This is a genomic window from Streptomyces sp. NPDC018833, assembly GCF_044390825.1.
GTDB lineage: Bacteria > Actinomycetota > Actinomycetes > Streptomycetales > Streptomycetaceae > Streptomyces.
On record NZ_JBIRZM010000004.1, the window covers coordinates 450,562 to 467,638 of the forward strand.

General features: G+C 70.9%; 10 protein-coding genes. 6 read left to right on the plus strand and 4 right to left on the minus strand.

All coding sequences use genetic code 11. The annotated features are described in order from the left end of the window. Positions 1-14: 14 nt before the first annotated feature. The 5 genes from ACH5AF_RS11725 to ACH5AF_RS11745 all read left to right on the plus strand — a co-directional run bounded on the left by ACH5AF_RS11725 (position 15) and on the right by ACH5AF_RS11745 (position 4,668). Entirely contained in the window at positions 15-941 is a 927-nt protein-coding gene (locus ACH5AF_RS11725; protein WP_398901383.1) for an ABC transporter permease, read from the plus strand. Next, positions 938-1,924, plus strand: a complete 987-nt coding sequence (locus ACH5AF_RS11730; protein ID WP_398901384.1) for an ABC transporter permease — start codon at positions 938-940, stop codon at positions 1,922-1,924. Before ACH5AF_RS11725 ends, ACH5AF_RS11730 begins: the two co-directional genes overlap by 4 nt. Beyond that, on the plus strand, positions 1,924-2,928 hold the full coding sequence (locus ACH5AF_RS11735; protein ID WP_398901385.1) for an ABC transporter ATP-binding protein: 1,005 nt from the start codon (positions 1,924-1,926) through the stop codon (positions 2,926-2,928). The genes ACH5AF_RS11730 and ACH5AF_RS11735 overlap by 1 nt, the downstream gene beginning before the upstream one ends. Then, on the plus strand, positions 2,925-3,896 hold the full coding sequence (locus ACH5AF_RS11740; protein ID WP_398901387.1) for an ABC transporter ATP-binding protein: 972 nt from the start codon (positions 2,925-2,927) through the stop codon (positions 3,894-3,896). The genes ACH5AF_RS11735 and ACH5AF_RS11740 overlap by 4 nt, the downstream gene beginning before the upstream one ends. A 322-nt stretch (positions 3,897-4,218) precedes the next feature. Further along, positions 4,219-4,668: a DNA-binding protein gene (locus ACH5AF_RS11745; RefSeq protein WP_398901474.1), complete on the plus strand. Its 450-nt coding sequence runs from the start codon at positions 4,219-4,221 to the stop codon at positions 4,666-4,668. A gap of 42 nt (positions 4,669-4,710) precedes the next feature. Here the strand turns inward: ACH5AF_RS11745 and ACH5AF_RS11750 are convergent, their stop codons facing one another. Next, positions 4,711-5,835 (minus strand): amidinotransferase, encoded by a 1,125-nt coding sequence (locus tag ACH5AF_RS11750; RefSeq protein WP_398901389.1) that lies wholly within the window; start codon positions 5,833-5,835, stop codon positions 4,711-4,713. Between the two features lie 555 nt (positions 5,836-6,390). Between ACH5AF_RS11750 and ACH5AF_RS11755 the strand changes: the two genes are divergently transcribed. Next, the gene (locus tag ACH5AF_RS11755; protein ID WP_398901390.1) at positions 6,391-7,563 is read left to right on the plus strand and encodes a GDSL-type esterase/lipase family protein; all 1,173 of its coding nucleotides are present in this window, start codon (positions 6,391-6,393) and stop codon (positions 7,561-7,563) included. Between the two features lie 97 nt (positions 7,564-7,660). Here the strand turns inward: ACH5AF_RS11755 and ACH5AF_RS11760 are convergent, their stop codons facing one another. The 3 genes from ACH5AF_RS11760 to ACH5AF_RS11770 all read right to left on the minus strand — a co-directional run bounded on the left by ACH5AF_RS11760 (position 7,661) and on the right by ACH5AF_RS11770 (position 17,041). Then, positions 7,661-7,735 carry a 50S ribosomal protein bL37 gene (locus ACH5AF_RS11760; RefSeq protein WP_373297613.1) on the minus strand — a complete coding sequence of 25 codons (75 nt, stop codon included), beginning with the start codon at positions 7,733-7,735 and terminating at the stop codon, positions 7,661-7,663. Positions 7,736-7,997: 262 nt separating this feature from the next. Continuing rightward, positions 7,998-10,268, minus strand: coding sequence for a UvrD-helicase domain-containing protein (locus tag ACH5AF_RS11765; protein WP_398901392.1), 2,271 nt, complete (start codon positions 10,266-10,268; stop codon positions 7,998-8,000). Further along, on the minus strand, positions 10,265-17,041 hold the full coding sequence (locus tag ACH5AF_RS11770; RefSeq protein ID WP_398901393.1) for a DEAD/DEAH box helicase: 6,777 nt from the start codon (positions 17,039-17,041) through the stop codon (positions 10,265-10,267). Before ACH5AF_RS11770 ends, ACH5AF_RS11765 begins: the two co-directional genes overlap by 4 nt. Between the last annotated feature and the right edge of the window lie 36 nt (positions 17,042-17,077).

The following is a 17,077-nucleotide window of genomic DNA, read 5'->3' on the forward strand; positions in this document are numbered from 1 at the left end:
AGGTACGTCACCACATGGCTACCACCTCCGTCTCCGCTCCGGCGGGCAGTGGCCCCTGGCAACTCGCCCGCGCGGAACTGCGCCGCCGTACCTCCGTGAAGGTCTCCCTCGCCGTGGTCGCCCTCTTCGTGATCACGGCGGTGGCCGCCCCGCTGCTCAGCTCGCTGGGCGGCTGGGGTCCCGAGGAGTTCGACAAGAGCGCCGTCGACCCCTATCTGGGCGGACAACCCATCGGGGCGTTCGGCGGCGTCTCGGCCGAACACTGGCTCGGCGTCGAACCCGTCACCGGCCGCGACCTGTTCGCCCGGGTCCTGCACGGCGCCCAGGTCTCTCTGCTCATCGCCTTCGCCGCCACGGCGATCGTCGTCATCGGGGGCGTCGCGGCCGGGACCGCGGCCGGCTACTTCGGCGGCCGCACCGACGCCGTGCTCTGCCGGCTGATGGATCTGACCATGTCCTTCCCGTCCCTCATCTTCATGATCGCGATGATGTCGGTGGCCCGCGACGTCAACCGGATCGTGCTGATGACCGCGGTCATCGGCCTCTTCGGCTGGCCCGGCATCGCCCGCATCGTGCGCGGACAGACGCTCTCGCTCAAGCACCGCGAGTACGTCGACGCGGCCCGCGTCGGCGGCGCCGGCCCCTGGCGGATCCTCACCCGCGACGTCCTGCCGGGTGTGGCGGGATCCGTCATCGCCTACACCACCCTGATCATCCCCGGGATGATCGCCACCGAGGCCGCCCTGAGCTATCTGGGCGTCGGCGTCCGCCCGCCCACTCCGTCCTGGGGCCAGATGATCGCCGAGAGCGTCGCCTTCTACGACACGGACCCCATGTACTTCGTCATCCCGAGCACCTGCCTGTTCCTGACCGTGCTCGCGTTCACCCTGCTCGGCGACGCCCTGAGGGACATCCTCGACCCGAAGGGAAGCCGCACATGATCGTCTACATGTTGCGGCGGCTGGCCGGCGTCATCGGTGTGCTGATCGCCGTCGCCGCCGTCACCTTCGCCATCTTCTACGTCTTTCCCTCCGACCCCGCCGCCGCGGCCTGCGGCAAGTCGTGCAGCGCGGAGCGCCTGGAGGCGATCCGCACCCACATGGGCCTGGACGAGCCGCTCTGGCGGCAGTTCGCGGACTTCGTCAGCGGCATCTTCACCGGCCGCACGATGGGCAGCGGCCAGTACGCCCTGCACTGCGACTTCCCGTGCCTGGGCTACTCGTACGAGAACAGCCAGGGTGTATGGGACCTGCTGATGGACCGGCTGCCCGTCTCCGCCTCGCTCGCGCTGGGCGCCGCGGCGATCTGGCTGCTCCTCGGCCTCTCGGCGGGCGTCGTGGCGGCCCTGCGCAAGGACACCCTCACCGACCGCGTCCTGATGGTCGGCGCTGTCGCCGCCGCCTCGCTGCCCGTCTACTTCACCTCGGTGATGCTCATCTACGGGTTGATCCGGGTGGCCGGACTGCTGCCCTATCCCGAGTACGTGCCGTTCGGCTCCGATCCTCTCGGCTGGGCATCGAACCTACTGCTCCCCTGGCTGGCGCTCGCCGTCCTGTACGCCGCCATGTACGCGCGCCAGAGCCGCAGTTCGATGATCGAGACGATGGCGGAGCCGTACATCCGCACCGCCCGCGCCAAGGGCCTGCCGCGCCGCACGGTCGTGGTCAAGCACGGACTGAGGGCCGGCATGACCCCGATTCTCACCATCTTCGGCATGGACCTCGGCGGTCTGCTCGCGGGCGCGGTGATCACCGAGTCCATCTTCGGGCTGCCGGGCATCGGGCGGCTCTTCTACGGCGCCCTGTCCACCGGCGACCAGCCGGTCATCCTCGGCGTCACGCTGCTCGCCGCCACCTTCATCGTCGTGGCCAACCTGGCCGTCGATCTGTTGTACGCCGTCGTCGACCCGCGAGTGAGGTACTGATGGCCGGCACCGCTTCCCTGTTGTCGGTACGGGACCTGACGGTCACCTTCCCGATGAAGCACGGCCCGGTCCGGGCCGTCGATTCCCTCACCTTCGACGTGCGGCAGGGGCAGACCCTCGGCATCGTCGGCGAGTCCGGCTCCGGCAAGTCCGTCACCTCCATGGCCGTGATGGGCCTGCACACCGGTGCCGAGGTCACCGGCTCCATCACCGTCGACGGCCGGGAACTGATCGGCCTGTCCGAGCGCGAGCTGAACCGGCTCCGCGGCCGGAAGATGGCGATGATCTTCCAGGATCCGCTCTCCAGTCTCCATCCGTACTACACCGTCGGCGACCAGATCGCCGAGCACCACCGGGTGCACTTCGGATCCGGCCGCAGGGCTGCCCGTGAACGTGCGGTGGAAGCGCTGGCCGATGTCGGCATCCCCGAACCCCGTCGCCGGGAGGGGGAGTACCCGCACCAGTTCTCCGGCGGCATGCGCCAGCGCGTGATGATCGCGATGGCGCTGGTCTGCGAACCCGACCTCCTCATCGCGGACGAGCCGACCACGGCCCTGGACGTCACCGTGCAGGCCCAGATCCTGGAACTGATCGCACGGCTTCAGCAGGAGCGGGGCCTCGCCGTCATCCTGATCACGCACGATCTGGGGGTGGTCGCCCGGATCGCCCACGAGGTGCTGGTGATGTACGGGGGGCGGGCCGCCGAACAGGCACCCGTCGACGCACTGTTCGCGTCCCCCGCCCACCCCTACACCCGGGGTCTGCTCGACTCCCTGCCCCGTCTCGACGACAGCGACGACGCGCCACTGCGGGCGATCCCCGGAAGCCCGCCGTCGCTGCTCATCCCCGCTCCCGGCTGCGCCTTCGCGCCACGCTGCCCACGGCCGGCCGCCGGCTCCGCCGAGGAGCGGTCCCGCTGCGAGACGGAGCGCCCCACCCTCCGGGGACCGGCCGGACACCCGGCCGCCTGCCACTTCCCCGCGTACGAAGGCGTCACCTCATGAGCACTGAAACCCTGTTGTCCGTACGGGACTTGGCCAAGACTTTTCCCGGACGACGACATGCGAACCCGGTGCGAGCCGTCGATGGCATCAGCTTCGACGTCGCGGCGGGCGAAACGCTGGGCCTGGTCGGCGAGTCCGGCTGCGGTAAGTCCACCACCGGCCGCCTGATCGTCCGTCTGCTGGAACCCACCACCGGATCCATCACGTACGACGGACGCGACATCAGCCATCTGTCGCAGCGGGGACTGAAGCCCCTGCGCAAGGACCTGCAGATGGTCTTCCAGGACCCGCACTCCTCCCTCAACCCCCGCCAGACGGTGGCCAGGATCATCTCCGATCCCCTGATGGTGCAGGGGAGCCCGGCGGCCGAGGCACGCACGAGGGCAGCCGAGCTGATGGAACTGGTCGGGCTCATCCCCGAGCACATCGACCGCTACCCGCACGAGTTCTCCGGGGGACAGGCCCAGCGCATCGGCATCGCCCGCGCCCTGGCCACCAGCCCCCGCCTCGTCGTCGCCGACGAACCGGTCTCCGCCCTCGACGTCTCCGTCCAGGCCCAGATCGTCAACCTGATGGAACGCCTCCAGCGCGAACTCGGCCTCGCCTACCTCTTCGTCGCCCACGACCTGTCCGTGGTCAAGCGGGTATGCGACCGGGTCGCCGTGATGTACCTGGGCAGGATCGTCGAGATCGGTGCCAAGGAGCGCGTGTACTCGGCCCCCGCCCACCCGTACACGCGGGCGCTGCTGTCCGCCGTACCCCTGCCCGACCCGGCCGCCGAACGGACCCGCGAACGGATCACCCTGCTCGGCGACCCACCGAGCCCGGCCGCGCCTCCGCCCGGCTGCACGTTCCACCCGCGCTGCCCGAAGGCCCAGGAGATCTGCCGGGCCGAGGCGCCGCTGCTGCGGATCGCCGCCCCGGGCGAGGCGCGGCAGGTGGCCTGTCACTTCCCCGAGGTCGCCTGAACGAGGTCCGGCCCCGGCTCCGGTATCTCCGGAGCCGGGGCTGGACCGTCCGCGCGGGGTTCAGCGGATTCTTGCGAGGAACCCCCGGGGCTTCAGCCCCGGGAGGAATCGCATCCATGTGTTCGCGGCGCGGAGCGCCGCGGCATCCACTGCGATTACCGGGCCGTGATGCGGTTGAACGCTGCGGGGCCGGGCGGGTACTGGCGGGGTGGTCGGTTCATCCGGTGGGGTGAATGCCGGATGCTGTCCTGGCAGATCGCCGAGCGAACGGTGTCGATCTGGACGGTGCAGGGGCGGGTCAGGCACACGTCCACCGGCCTGTCTGACCGGGGGCACACCAGACCCTCGCCATGATGACCAAACCCGCTCCCCCGCCGTCCCCGGCGGCACCCGGGTCCTCGACAGTGAGGGACTGGCGAAGGCCGTGCTGCTCGACCGGACGGTCACCGGCTGGCTCGCGCTGGCCCGCGCCGACGACACGAGGGTGATCACGTCCGCGGCCACCCTCGTGGAGGTCGTCCATCCCAGGATCAACAGCCCGGCCCTGGAATGGGCCCCGTCCCGCCTCGTCGTCGAACCGGTCACCGAGCCGATCGCCCGCCACGCCGCCGTCCTGCTCGCCGACGCCGGTCTGCACGGCCACAAGTACGCCATCGACGCCATGCTCTGCGCCACCGCCCTCGTCGCCCCGGGACCGGTCACGATCCTCACCTCGGATCCCGAGGACCTCACCACCCTGTGCGCTGGACGGGTCACCGTCGTCAAGGTCTGACGGCACGCCCCTCGGCTCGGTATCCGTCCCCCGGTGGGTCGATCACTGGCAATACGATTCCAGCGTGCCGCGACGTCGGACGTCGAGCGTCGCACAGTGGAATGAGCCGCCGAACGGGGCGTAGTGGAGCAGGTCGCACGGGATCGGCTCGAACCCCCACTTTTCGAGCGCTCGGAGCATGGCGGTGTGGTGCCGCTCCGCGATCACCCGTTTGTCGTCGATCATGAGAACGTTCATGCTGAGCCATTTGCCGCACATCGAGGTGAGCTTGAGCAGGCGCTCGTCGATCGGGTCGGGCTCGGGGGCGACCAGGATGTCCCATGAGCGCAGCACTTCGGGCAGTCGGTCGGCGTCGATGTGTTCGGGATTGACCAGCACCTTGCCGGGAGAGAGCAGGACGAACGTCGTGTCGATATGCATGGGCGTGCGGCAGCGGCTCTCGATCTCGTGGATCCGATAGCCGGGCCCGAGATGGCGGCGCAACCAGTCGATGCCCATGCGGTTGGTGACGTTGCTCCGCGTAACGAACAGATCGCGTCCCGCCCGCACGAAATCCGCCGCGTCGAACACCGGCTCGAACTCGGTGAGGATGTAGCGCATGGGCTCGCCGGCCTCGGGTGTACGGAAATCCGCCTCGAACAGTTCGTCGGTGAGCTGCGGTTTCGGCGCCGCCGTCCAGCGCGCGCCGCGCCGGAAGTAGTCCTTGAGGATCGCGCGATAGGAGTGGGTCTCAAAATATCGGCACGGCCATGCCATAGGGGTCTCGATGATCTCGTCGCCGATCACGAGCATGCTGTCGCGCGGACAGGTGTTGCAAAAACCTCGCGAGGACCAATCGGGGGTGCCGAAGCGTTGCCTGTGGTCGACCGCGTCCGGGCGGGTGACCGTGATGCCGAGTGACTGCAGGAGACCGACGAACTGATCGAGCTCCTGCTGCGCCGGCTCGATCAGCCTGCGCGGATACCTGAAGCCGGCGGCAACCCCCTGCAACCGCGCCGCCCACGGCGGGATGTTGCAGGCTACGACCGGATGGTGGGAGGGGATCGTCGCGCCGTCGAGACGACCGACGATGATCTCCTCCAGCGGGTCCCACTCGTTGTGTGAATTGACCGGCGAAACGAGACGTTCTGCGGCGTCGTCCGTCGCGGTCAATGGCGCCGACTTCACGCGTACTCCACAGCTCGCGTACGGGCGTCACCGTCTGCCGCCGTCAGAATGTCGGACCTCTGCCCAACCGCCAATGCTCAACCGCTTTCGATCGCAGAAATCAGAACGTGCCGCATTACCTGCCGCATTGAAGTGCCGCATTACCTGCCGCATTGAATACGTTACTGCAAGGCAAGTGGCATGGCAGGGCGCTCCACACCAGCGGTCAGAACCATCTACCTGACACCGGGTCACCGGCGCGCGCAGGAGATCACGGCAGAGCTCCGGACCACCCGTTCCCCTGAGAACGGCTCAAGGCTCCAGGGTCGGTGATCAGCGAGTCGGTCACGGGCCCGCGCCTCGCGCGCCGTCGTGACTCAATCACCACCGCCCGTGTGACCGAAAAGAGACCTGTCGCTACCTAGCGGTAACAAGACGCGGCATGCCAGATTCCGCATGCCACCGGCCGGCGGCTCCCTCACTCGTACGTCACGCCCTCGTCGAGATCGACCGAAAGTCGCTCTCTTCCGTGGCCAGCCGCAGGAGTTCGCCGTGTCTGGATTCCGCTTGTACAGAATGCTTCCCTCAACGGCCCGTGGTCGGCGGTGGCTGCGTGCCGTGGTCGCCGGGGTGCTCGCCTTCCTCGCCCTTGTGGTCGCCGGAGCCGGGACCGCTCAGGCCGGGCCGGGCGTCGGGCCCAGCGCCATCGTGGCGCTCGGGGACAGTTACATCTCCGGCGAGGCCGGGCGCTGGAAGGGCAACAGCCTCACCAACAGCGGCAGCAGGGACGGCACGGACCGGGCGTGGACAGGGACGGCGTACGACCCGGCGCGGGTGTACGGGACGACAGCGGCGAACGGGTGCCACCGGTCGGACTCCGCGGAAGTGCTCAGCGCCACCGGGACGACCCAGGCACTGATCAACCTCGCCTGTTCCGGGGCGACCACGGGGAACGTCTTCCGGACATCCCGCGGCGGCACGGCCTTCAAGGGCGAGGCGCCGCAGGCGGATCAGCTGGCCGCCGTGGTCGCCTCGCACGACGTCGAGGTGATCGCGCTGTCGATCGGCGGCAACGACCTCGGTTTCGCCGACATCATCACCGCCTGCGCGAAGGACTACATCATCTACTACTCGTACTGCCACGACGACCAACAGGCCGTCGTGGACGGGAAGATCGACGCCGTGATGGCGAACGTCGGCAAGGCCGTCGACGAGATCCGCGCGGTGATGGCCGGTGCCGGGTACGCGGCCTCCTCGTACCGGATCGTGCTCCAGTCGTACCCCTCCCCCATCCCCCGCGGCAGCGAGAACCGGTACACCGAGAGCGGCTGGTCCCGGGTGAACACCGGCGGATGCCCCTTCTGGGACCTCGACTCCGACTGGGCGCGCGATTCGCTCGTGCCGCAGCTCGCCGGCCGGCTGAAGGCACTGGCCGCGGCGAAGGAAGCCCAGTTCCTGGATCTGCGGGACATGCTCCAGGGCCGTGAGGTCTGCGCGAGGGCCAGCCGCCTGGTGACCGCGACGCAGCCCCCGTCGGCCGCGGCCAGCGAATGGACGCGGTGGATCGACAGCGACGGGACGCAGGGGCCGGTGCAGGAGTCCGCGCACCCCAACCACTACGGGCAGTTGGCGCAGGGACGCTGCCTGGCCCTCGTCCACGCGAAGCCGACAGGCGACTACAGCTGCCGCAACACGGCGGGCGACGGGCCGTCGGGCATGTATCTGACGGCTCTCGCCGGGGCCTCCTGACGAGCAGGAGCCAGGTGGCCGGCCGGTGCCGCCGCCACCGGCCCGCCCTGCGGCACGGCGGCGCGGCAGCACCGGGCGAATACGGCGGTCGGTCGGCTCAGGCGTTGGGCCGCTTGCCGTGGTTCGCGCCCTTCTTCTTGCGGGCGCGTCGCTTGTTGCCTCGCTTCGACATGGTGCACATCTCCCTTTTCGGGGTGTATCGGGCGCTCGCCAGTCTAGGTTCGGGCCCCCAGGGCCGCATCAGGGCCGGAACCCGGCCGGTTCCGGCCCGCGTCAGGCGCACCGGCGCCGGTGGCGCCGCGCCGGCTACCCGGCGCTGGGTGCGGCGGAGCAGCAGGCGCTTCGAGGAGCTCGGCTTCCCGGCCGCGGAGGCGCGCAGCCGCGGCCTGCTGGCGTACAGCAGCTGCCTCGGCACACCCAGCAGGCCCACGCGGTCATCGGGCCGAGCACAGCGGAGCCAAGAACCGGCTCGGCTCCCCGTGCCAGGTGATCGCGAGGGCGTCACGAGCGCGGGTCGCGGCCACGAAAAGCAGGGAGCGGGCGCGGTGGAGCTCCCGTTGATGGCGTGTCGGGTCGGTGTGCTCCCAGACGTCCACAGATGACCGCGGCACGAGTCCCTCGGACACTCCGGCGATGATCAGACAGCGGTACTCCAGGCCCTTGAAGCGGTACATGGTTCCGATGTGGACGCCCTGATCGCTTCGTGGTCCGTCCTGCGTGATCTCCGTGGCGGTAATGCCACGTTGCCCCAGGCGGTTGGCGAGCTGAGTGACCATCTCGTTGGTCGGGACGCAGATCGCCGTGGACTCGCGGGGCACGTCGTGCCAGGCCCGCAGCTGCTCCACGACAAGGTCCATCTCCTCGTCCCAGCTCCGCGCGCCGCGCAGGGACGGGCTCAGACCGTGGAGGACGGAGCGATATCCGGCAAGAGTGTCGGCGCTACCGTCGAGATCGTCGTAGTCCGCGTCGCCCAGTACCCGGATCGCGTTCCGCAGGATCTCCCGGGTCGTGCGGTAGCTGAGGGTCAATCGGGACGACCGGCCGCGGATGTGGACACCGAGGCTGCCGAGCGTGACCTGGTTGTCGTAGATCCGCTGATGCGTGTCGCCTACGAGGAAGATGTCGTCAGGCTCGGCCGGCACCATGGCGCGCAGCATCTTCCAGTGGGCGGCGCTGAGGTCCTGGGCCTCGTCGACCACGATGTGCCGGTAGCGGTAGCGCAGCCAGGCACCGGAGCCGGCCTCGACGTGGAGGTTGTCCAGGCCGCCCCGTTCCTCGCGTTCCTCAGCCCGCCTGTCGATCCTGGCCTTGCGGGCGATCTCCAGCCGTGCGGCCCGCTCCGCGACCTGGCGGTGGGTCTCCAGTCCCTTGGTCTCCAGGCGCTGGGTGAAGCGTTCGGCGAGCTGCCAGATACCCGCTCGCTCGGCGCGGGTGACGCTGCGTCCCCGTCCGGCGCGCCGGGCGGCGAAGTAGTCGCTCCGGGAGGTCACGGCCTGGCCGAGGATGACCTGGTTCCACTCGTCGCTGAGGAACTCGGCGCTCCAGCGGGTCTCCCCCGCCTCCACCAGCAGCTCCCGCCACTCGCGGAGTGCCGCCGCGTCGTCGATCCGCCGCTTCGCGTTGCCCGGGTCGGCCTCGCTGACGATCCGGGTGGCGAGCTGGTCGACGTGGGCGATGTCGACCCGGGCCAGCACCTCGGGGCCGCCGAGCGAGAGGAGTCGGGCCCGCAGGTCTGCGGCAAGGTTCCTGTTGAACGTGGTGAGCAACACGGGCTTGTCACGGCCCGGCGGAAGCGCGCGCACCAGATGGCACACGCGGTGGAGGGCGACGATCGTCTTGCCCGTCCCCGGTCCCCCTCCGACCCGGGCCGGGCCGGAATAGCGACGATGGACCAGCTTCTCCTGGGTGGGGTGGAGGAAGATCTTCCACCGCCCGAAGTCGCCCTCCTCCAGGATGCTCTGCAGGGACTCGTCGTCGGTGATCACCACGGTCTGGGAGCGGTCGACGGCGGCCTGCCAGTCCTCGGTGTCGACGTTCTGCTCCGGCTCGGCCACCGCGACCGGCGCGGTGACCTGTTCCATGACCGCTTCGTATGGAACGCCGTCGCGCAGCCGGAGCAGGACTTCCCCGGTGTGACGGGGTGCATACTCGGCGAGGCCGAGCAGTTCGTCGTCCGTGGTGAGTTTCCGGACGATGGGGATCAGAGGTTCGGCGACGCCGAGGTCCGCGAGCTGCTCGTCGGTGTACGCGGCGAAGAGGGGCTCCTCCACCGGCTGCCGTCGGACGGCTTCGGGTACGGCGACAGGGGCGGCGGACGGCGCGAGTTCGCGGCGCAGCACGCTGTCCTCGACAACCTGGAGGTCGACGTACTCGATGGCGCCGGTGATGTGGTTGATGCCGTAGTTGAGCCGGTCCAGGTTCTTGTGGACGTGGCTGCGGTGCTTGACCGAGACGAGCAGCCAGTCGTCACCGCCGAGGCGGATCATCAGGGCCCGCCACTCGCGGTTGACGCGTGCCGACCAGAGCCGGTCGTGGCCTTCCAGCTGTTTGAGGCCGAAGCCGCCGGCATCCGGGTTGCGGCGGAAGTCGTGCTGGAACTTGTAGAACGCTCCCAGGACCGCGCGGTCCAGTTTGACGATCTCCTTGTCGGCCTTGTCCAGCAGACGCAGGGTCACGCCCGTCCTCGGCGCTCCGGTGACCGTCATCCCTCGTTCTCCTCGTGCTCATTCGTCGTCCTGCTCGCGTCTCCGCCCAGCAGCGCGGCGAGCTCACCGGCGTTCCACTCCGCCGCGGGCCGGACCTGCCAGTCCGCCTCCCGGTAGGCCTGGTCCCGTTGTTCGGCGTCGATGTCCCGTTTGCTGCCCGGGTCGGGCCTGTGCGCGAGGACGACGCCGACGCGCCGTGCGGGCCAGGCGAGTTCGGCGGGCCAGGCGGCCGGCCCCAGTTCGTAGCCCGCCTCGGGCGCCGGCGCGCCGAGGCCGGCGAGGGTCCGGGCGAGGTCGGGCAGGCCGGGGTCGTCGAGGAGGAACTCGATGACCTCGTCCCAGGCGGGGTCGCGGACGGCCTTGGGGGCTTCCTCGCTCCTTCTCGGAGCCGCTTCAGGCTTCTGCCCGGCCGCCGCGGGTTCGTGCGCCCGCCGCTGGGACGTGAGCCATCCGGTACCGCCGGTGACGGCCAGTTCACGCGGGTCGAATCCGGGCAGCATGCCTGTCGTGAGCTGGACCCCGTCTCCTTCGCCGGCGTCGAGGAACTGGAGCAGGTTGCTCCAGTAGAGCCATGCCTGCCATCGCCGCCGGTGGGCGGCCTCGTCCGCCGCGACGGTTTCCGCGCTGTCGTCGAGCACGGCCAGTGCCGTCCAGGCCGCCCCGGTCTGCCCCCTGCGCAGGTCGAGCGTGATGGTGAGCGGGCATCCCGACGCGTCCCGGGTCGTCATGACCTGGACGGCGCCCTGTCCTCCGGCCAGGCGCCGCCCGTTCAGTGCCTCGCCGATCCTGCGGCCGATCTCCTCGCCGTCCGCCAGGGCCCTGCTGGTCGCCGACACGGCGGCGAAGCCCGCGAGCGCGCTCTGGGTGCGGCGGCGCCATGCGTCGGGGTCGGGGTCGGTGAGGTAGCCGATGAGGGTCTCGACCGGGTTGGCCCATACGAAGCGTGGCAGATCCCGGGTGTCGCCGGCGTGCATGCGCCGGTGAACGTCCATGGCCGTCTTCTGCGCTGTGTTCGGGTACGGCTTCCAGGCGGGGTCGGTCTGCGGCCCGGTCCGGCCCGTCCATGCCTGCACGTCGTCCCAGGTGAGCTGGAAGACCTGCCAGCCCTCAGCTCGCAGACGGGTGCGCTTGTCGGCGTCGGACTCGGCGGTGAGGTGCTCGGGGCTCGCGTGGTAGCGGTATCCGTCCAGGTAGACGGCCACCCTGCGATCGTCGTCGGTGCTGCGGAAGATGACGTCCGGCCGGGTGAAGCCGAGCGGGGTCTGCGTCTCCATCTGCCAGCCGCGGACCGTGCCGTCGGGTGCGGTGAAGCGCAGGGTGGTGTCCCGGGTGCCGTCGGCGGTGAGCGCGCTGCGGACGCTGACCTCGTCCACACCTTCGGCCCATTCGAGCAGCCCGCGCCGGAAGAGCGCCTCCAGTTCGCTCTCCACCTGGTGCACGAGCGTGATGTCCCGGGTGGTGGTGACGGGTGCGACGCTCCACCGGTCCGCTGTGCGGCCGAAGAGGTCGCCGAGCATGTCCAGCGCGTGCTCGCGGGAGACGAGTTCGTACTCGCTGTCGGTGACGTGCCGCAGCAGGCAGCGGTGGCACGCGGGCCGGCCCTGACCGGCGCACACACAGGTCTCGATCACCTGACGGGCGTCGTCCAGGACGCCCCGCAGGCCGTCCTGGCCGGCGAGGCGGTGCAGATATCCGGTGCCGCCCGGCAGCGTGTCGTACAGCACGAGGAAGTGGCGGCGCAGGGCGGCCTCGCCGCCTTCCTCGGGCATGGAGTCGGCGACGACCGCGAGGTGGTCTGGGTCGCCGCCGTAGCTGCGGGCGATGCCGGCCAGCAGCAGCGCCTTGAAGGAGACGAGCCGTTCCTGGGTGTGGGCGGTGACGGCGGGGATGAGGATCCGCAGGGCGTCGGTGCGCAACTCGTGGGCGAGCAGCACCTTCTCGCCGCGCCGCGCGGCGTCGGCTCCGTCGCGCCGCCTGGGGCACCAGGGCCGGTGGTACTTGCCGTACGCGGTGGCGTCGCCGGTGTCGTGGGCGGCGGGGCCGCCGTCGGGGTCGGCGAAGCCGCACGCGTCGCAGACCCAGAAGGGGTTGAGGCGGACCTCCCGGCCGGCGAAAGACGTGTCGGTCCCGCCGTCCACACGGGTGGCTCCGACGTTGATGTGGCGGATCCGTGCCTGGCGGGTGAACTCCCAGCCGAAAGTGGCGTGTTCGTGTTTCCACGCCTGCTCGACGTCTTGCGCGTGGATGTCGACGGCGGGGACGACGGAGTAGTGCCGCCGTTCCCGCTCGTCGGTGTCGTCGCGGACGCGGACGTCGTCGCGTTCGTCGCGGGAGGTGGCGCGGCGCGGCACCAGGACCTTGTGCAGGCAGCCGACGTCGCCGATGGCCGCGGAACGGCAGCGGGGGCAGGGCGAGGTGTCCGGTTCGGCGCGGTGGGTGCGGACGTGGCCGCAGTCGGGGCAGATGCGCCACCAGATCCACGCCGGGCGTCCGGGGCTGCCGATGTCCAGTCCGGTGACGCGGTGCTTGTAGCCCTGGGCGTAGTAGTGGTTGCCGGGGGCGAACTCGGAAAGGGCAAGGCGTGCGGGACGGCTGTGACGGATGGTCTTGCTGTGGTCCTTGCGGGTTCCGTCAGGTGCCTTCTCGGACCAGGTGAGGGTGGCCTCCAGTTCGGTGGCCGAGTCGATGAGGCTGTAGTTGGGAAGCAGGCCGAGGTCCACGAGTGCGCCGTGCGCGGTCGTGCGGCTGATCTCGCAGGAGACGCGTGCCACGTCCCGGCGTTCGGCGCGCAGTTCACGGCCCTGTCGTTCGTGTTCGGGGTCGCCGGCGACGAGCAGTCCGTGCGCCCGGTCGATGGCCTCGATCCGGCGCTGCATGTCGGCACGCCGGTCCTCCCAGCGCCGGCACGCGGTTTTCAGCGCCTCCACCAGCCCCTGCTCGCCGGGGTCGGTGGCGTAGGTGGTGAGGGCGGCGCGGGCCTGCGGGCTGACGCCGGTGCCGCGGCTCTCGTCGTACGGGGGGAAGAGGCCGAGGAAGTCCTCCACGAGCCGTTCTCCCCCTGCCAGTGCGGCCTCGGCGAACTCGTCCTGCCACGCCGAGGCGCCGAACAGTTCGGTGGCGGGTCCGGGCAGGGGCCGCACCGGCGTTCCGTCGGGGGCGGTCAGGCGCCCGGCGCCGGCGAGGTCGAGGAGGTGGGCGAGGTACTGGCGGCGCAGGATCTCGACCGCGGACAGGTAGCAGCCGGGGGGCAGGACGTCTCCGGCGATCATGAGCCGGGGCTCTTCCAGGTAGTAGCGGTCGCGCGGACCGCGGTCGACCATGGTGAGCAGGTACGCGTTGCCGGTGGAGCGGCCCGCCCGGCCCACCCGCTGGATGTAGTTGGCGGGCCCCTTCGGCAGGGAGGCGAGGACGACGGCGGACAGGTCGCCGATGTCGATGCCGAGTTCGAGGGTGGGGGTGCAGGACAGCACCTGCGGGTTGGCGTAGTGGACGTCGATGCCCTCGCGGAAGGCCTTCTCGACGGCCTCGCGCTTGGCGCGGCTGAGGGTGCCGGTGTGCTCGGCGGTGTTGATGGTGAAGACGCCGGCTTCGCGGTACATGCGCCGGTAGAAGTCGTCGCTGAAGTCCCGTTGCCGCAGGCCGCTGTCGAGGTCGCGGCCGGTGGCGAGGACTCCTCCGCAGCGGTAGCGCGGGCACGGCTGTCCGTGCCACTGGTCGGCGAGGTCGGGGTGGACGGTCTGCTCCCAAAAACAGACCGGGCAGTGCGCGGTGGCATCGGGGAGCGCGTGGTCGGCGAGTCGGCGGACCTGGATGTGGCCGGGCTGGAGGCCGTAGACGCGGGTGGCGCCGTCAAGTGCGGTGCGCACGGAGAGGACCCCCGCGTCGGCGAGGGCGGGCAGCAGCCGGGTCAGGAAGTCGGTGGCGGCCTCCCTGCGCAGGCCGAGGGAGCGTACGGCCCAGTCCTGGTACCAGCCGAGGCGGCCGGTGAGGACGTCGAAGTCCTCGCTGCCCTGTTTGGGCGTGCCGAGCAGGAACGCGGGCGCGGACACCCCGCGGGGGAAGGCAGGCATCCCGGTCGCACGCCCGCCCCAGATCGCCCATCTGCGCACCCCGGCCTGGTCGAGCCAGGGGTCCAGCCAGGCGTGCCGGACGGCGCCCCGGACGCGCAGCCTCTCCAGCAGGCCCCGGACGAACCCGGTGTACTGGTCGGGGCCGGGCGTGGACCCGCCGGGCAGTGCGATCTCTCCCGGCGTGGTGAGCAGGGTTTCCCGTACGAGGTCGGCGACGGCATCGGCGTCGGGCAGGGGCACGTCGGCGGCGACGGTGCGGGTGAGTTCGAGGGTGCGGCCCTGACGGGACCGCAGGCCGAACTCCATGACGGTGGCGAACGCGAGGCGCTGCGCGATCAGTTCCCAGGTGGCACCGGACCCGCGGCTGCGGCCGGAGAGCAGGGTGTCCACACCCCGGATCAGGTGCAGGTCCGGGGGAATGACGGCGGCCTGCACCGCCTTGCTGTCGACGACGTCGGCGATCAGGTCCGCGGCGAGGTCGCTCAGGGTGATCGGTTCGTCCTCGTCGATACGGCTGGCGAGCAGGGCGCGGAGCGAGAACGTGTACGAGCGGCTGGCGACGTAGCCGGCGCGGTGGGCGGCGTCCTGGACGGAGTCGTTGAAGAGGAGGGTCTTGTCCTCGCCCAGGTTCTTGTCCAGTTCGCCGCCGGTGAAGAGCTGGGTGACGGCGGCGGCGGCGAGCGCGGCGAGTCCGGTGCCGAGGTAGCGGATGGAGTTGAAGGTGCGGCAGGCGGGGCACTGGTCGCGTTCGGCGGCACGGTCTCCGTCGAGATCGGCGTGGACGAACGCGGCGTTGGTCAGTGGCCTTGGCCGGCGCGGTCCCTGGCCGTCGGCCGGGGCGGTGAAGTCGGCCTCGGGCGACAGTGGGCGCAGCCGTCCGCCGGCACCTTCCAGGACCATGACGGCGGGTCCGCCGCGCCGGCGTTCGGCCCCGGCGCCGAAGGCCGCGTCGTGCACTTCCTGCGGGGTCGCGGCGATCATGTTGCGCACCCGGCGCTTGTCGCGGCCGATGGAGGCGCGGCGGATCTTCGAGGCGTTCAGGTCGAGTTCGGCCGGGTCGACCTCCGGCGAGTACGCGGCCCAGCCGGAACGTCCGCATTCGCGGCAGAACACGGCCGGCAGGAAGACCGCGGCGGGCGGCGGGGCGCTGTCGTCGGCCGGTACGGCGGCCTGCTCGGCCGCGCCGGCCGGTACGACGGGTTCCTCCCCGTCGTACGGGGAGGGCCGGGCGGCCGGGCTCCGGTCCTTGCGGGCCAGCACGCCACGGGAGGTCACCCGCTCGTCGTCCCAGCGGAATTCGGCGCGGGCAGCGCTGATGCCGCGCAGCACACGGGAGACCGACCGCACCCAGTGGTGGATCTCGATGGACAGCAGCGGCCGGCCGGGGTACTCCGGGTCGCGGGCGTACGACAGGAGGGCGATGTAGCGGGCGAGTGCCTCGGCGGCGAGACGTGGCCGCTGCTGCACGGCCATGCCCCAGTGGTAGGCGTAGCGGGGCAGCACCTCGGTGATCTCGGCGAGGGTCTTCGGAGCGCCGTCGAGGATCTCCAGCACAGCGGCGGTGAGCCGGTGACTGCGCAGTACCCCGCCCAGTTCCTCCGGGGTCGGTCCGCTGAGGCTGGTGAACGCGGCGACGAGGGCGTCCATGGCGCCCAGGTCGCGGGTGGGGTCGCCGAGTTCGGCGACCTCCTGCGGGGACGGGAACGGCAGCGTGAAGTCGCTCTCGCCGGTGAAGTCCCTGGTGGTGCGCCGGTCTTCGCCGACGACCGAGTCGGGCGGGAACGGCACGCCGAAGACCTGCTCGGCGACCTCCAGCATTCCCGGGCCGCCGCCCTGCCCCGCGGTCGCGCCGGTTGCGTTCTCCCCCAGCGTCGCGGAGGTGGCGACGGGGCAGACCGGCCCCAGCGGCCGGCCCGGTTCGGCGAGCCCGGTGACGGACCCGAGCCTGCGCAGCAGCATGGCGACGTCCGTGCCCTGGGCGCCGTCATAGGTGTGGAACTCGTCCAGGACGACGTAGGCGAGTGCGGAGTCCTGCCACAGCCGCTGGTCCTCGGGCCGCTGGAGCAGCAGGTCGAGCATCTTGTAGTTGGTGATCAGGATGTCCGGCCGGGTGCGCCGGATCTCGTCCCGGTCGACGGCGATCGCGGGGTTGGCCTGCTTGAACTCCTGGGACGGCTTGTCGCCGATGTAGAGCCCGGCCAGGACGCCCGCGTCGCGCAGCCGGGTGTCCTCGGGGTCGTCGAGCCGCTTGCCGATGCGGTGGGCCTGGTCGGTGGCGAGGGCGTTCATCGGGTAGAGCAGGATCGCCTTGACGCCCTCCCGGCCCGCCTCCCGCTCCCGGCGGCAGTGGTCGAGCAGCGGGATCAGGAACGACTCGGTCTTCCCCGACCCGGTGCCCGTGGTGACGAGCGTAGGCCGCGCCGGTCCGTGCAGCGTGGACAGCCGCTCCCAGGCGAGTTCCTGGTGCCGGTGCGGGGTGAAGTCGCGGGGCCACCAGCCCAGGTGCCGCTGCCAGTCCGTGCCCTCGGCGGACCGGAAGGGCGTGCGGATGCGGAGGTAGGGGCCGCGGAAGATACCGTCGTCGGCATCGCCGAGAAACCCCTCCAGGGCGCGTCGGGTGCTCTCGTCCGCCAGCGCGTACGTCGTCGCGAGGTACTGGCTCAGGCTGGCCCGTACCTGGTCGGCGGCGAGTGTGGGACGCACGCGTGGTCCTCCGTTGCGGTGCTGGTGGGCTGGTCG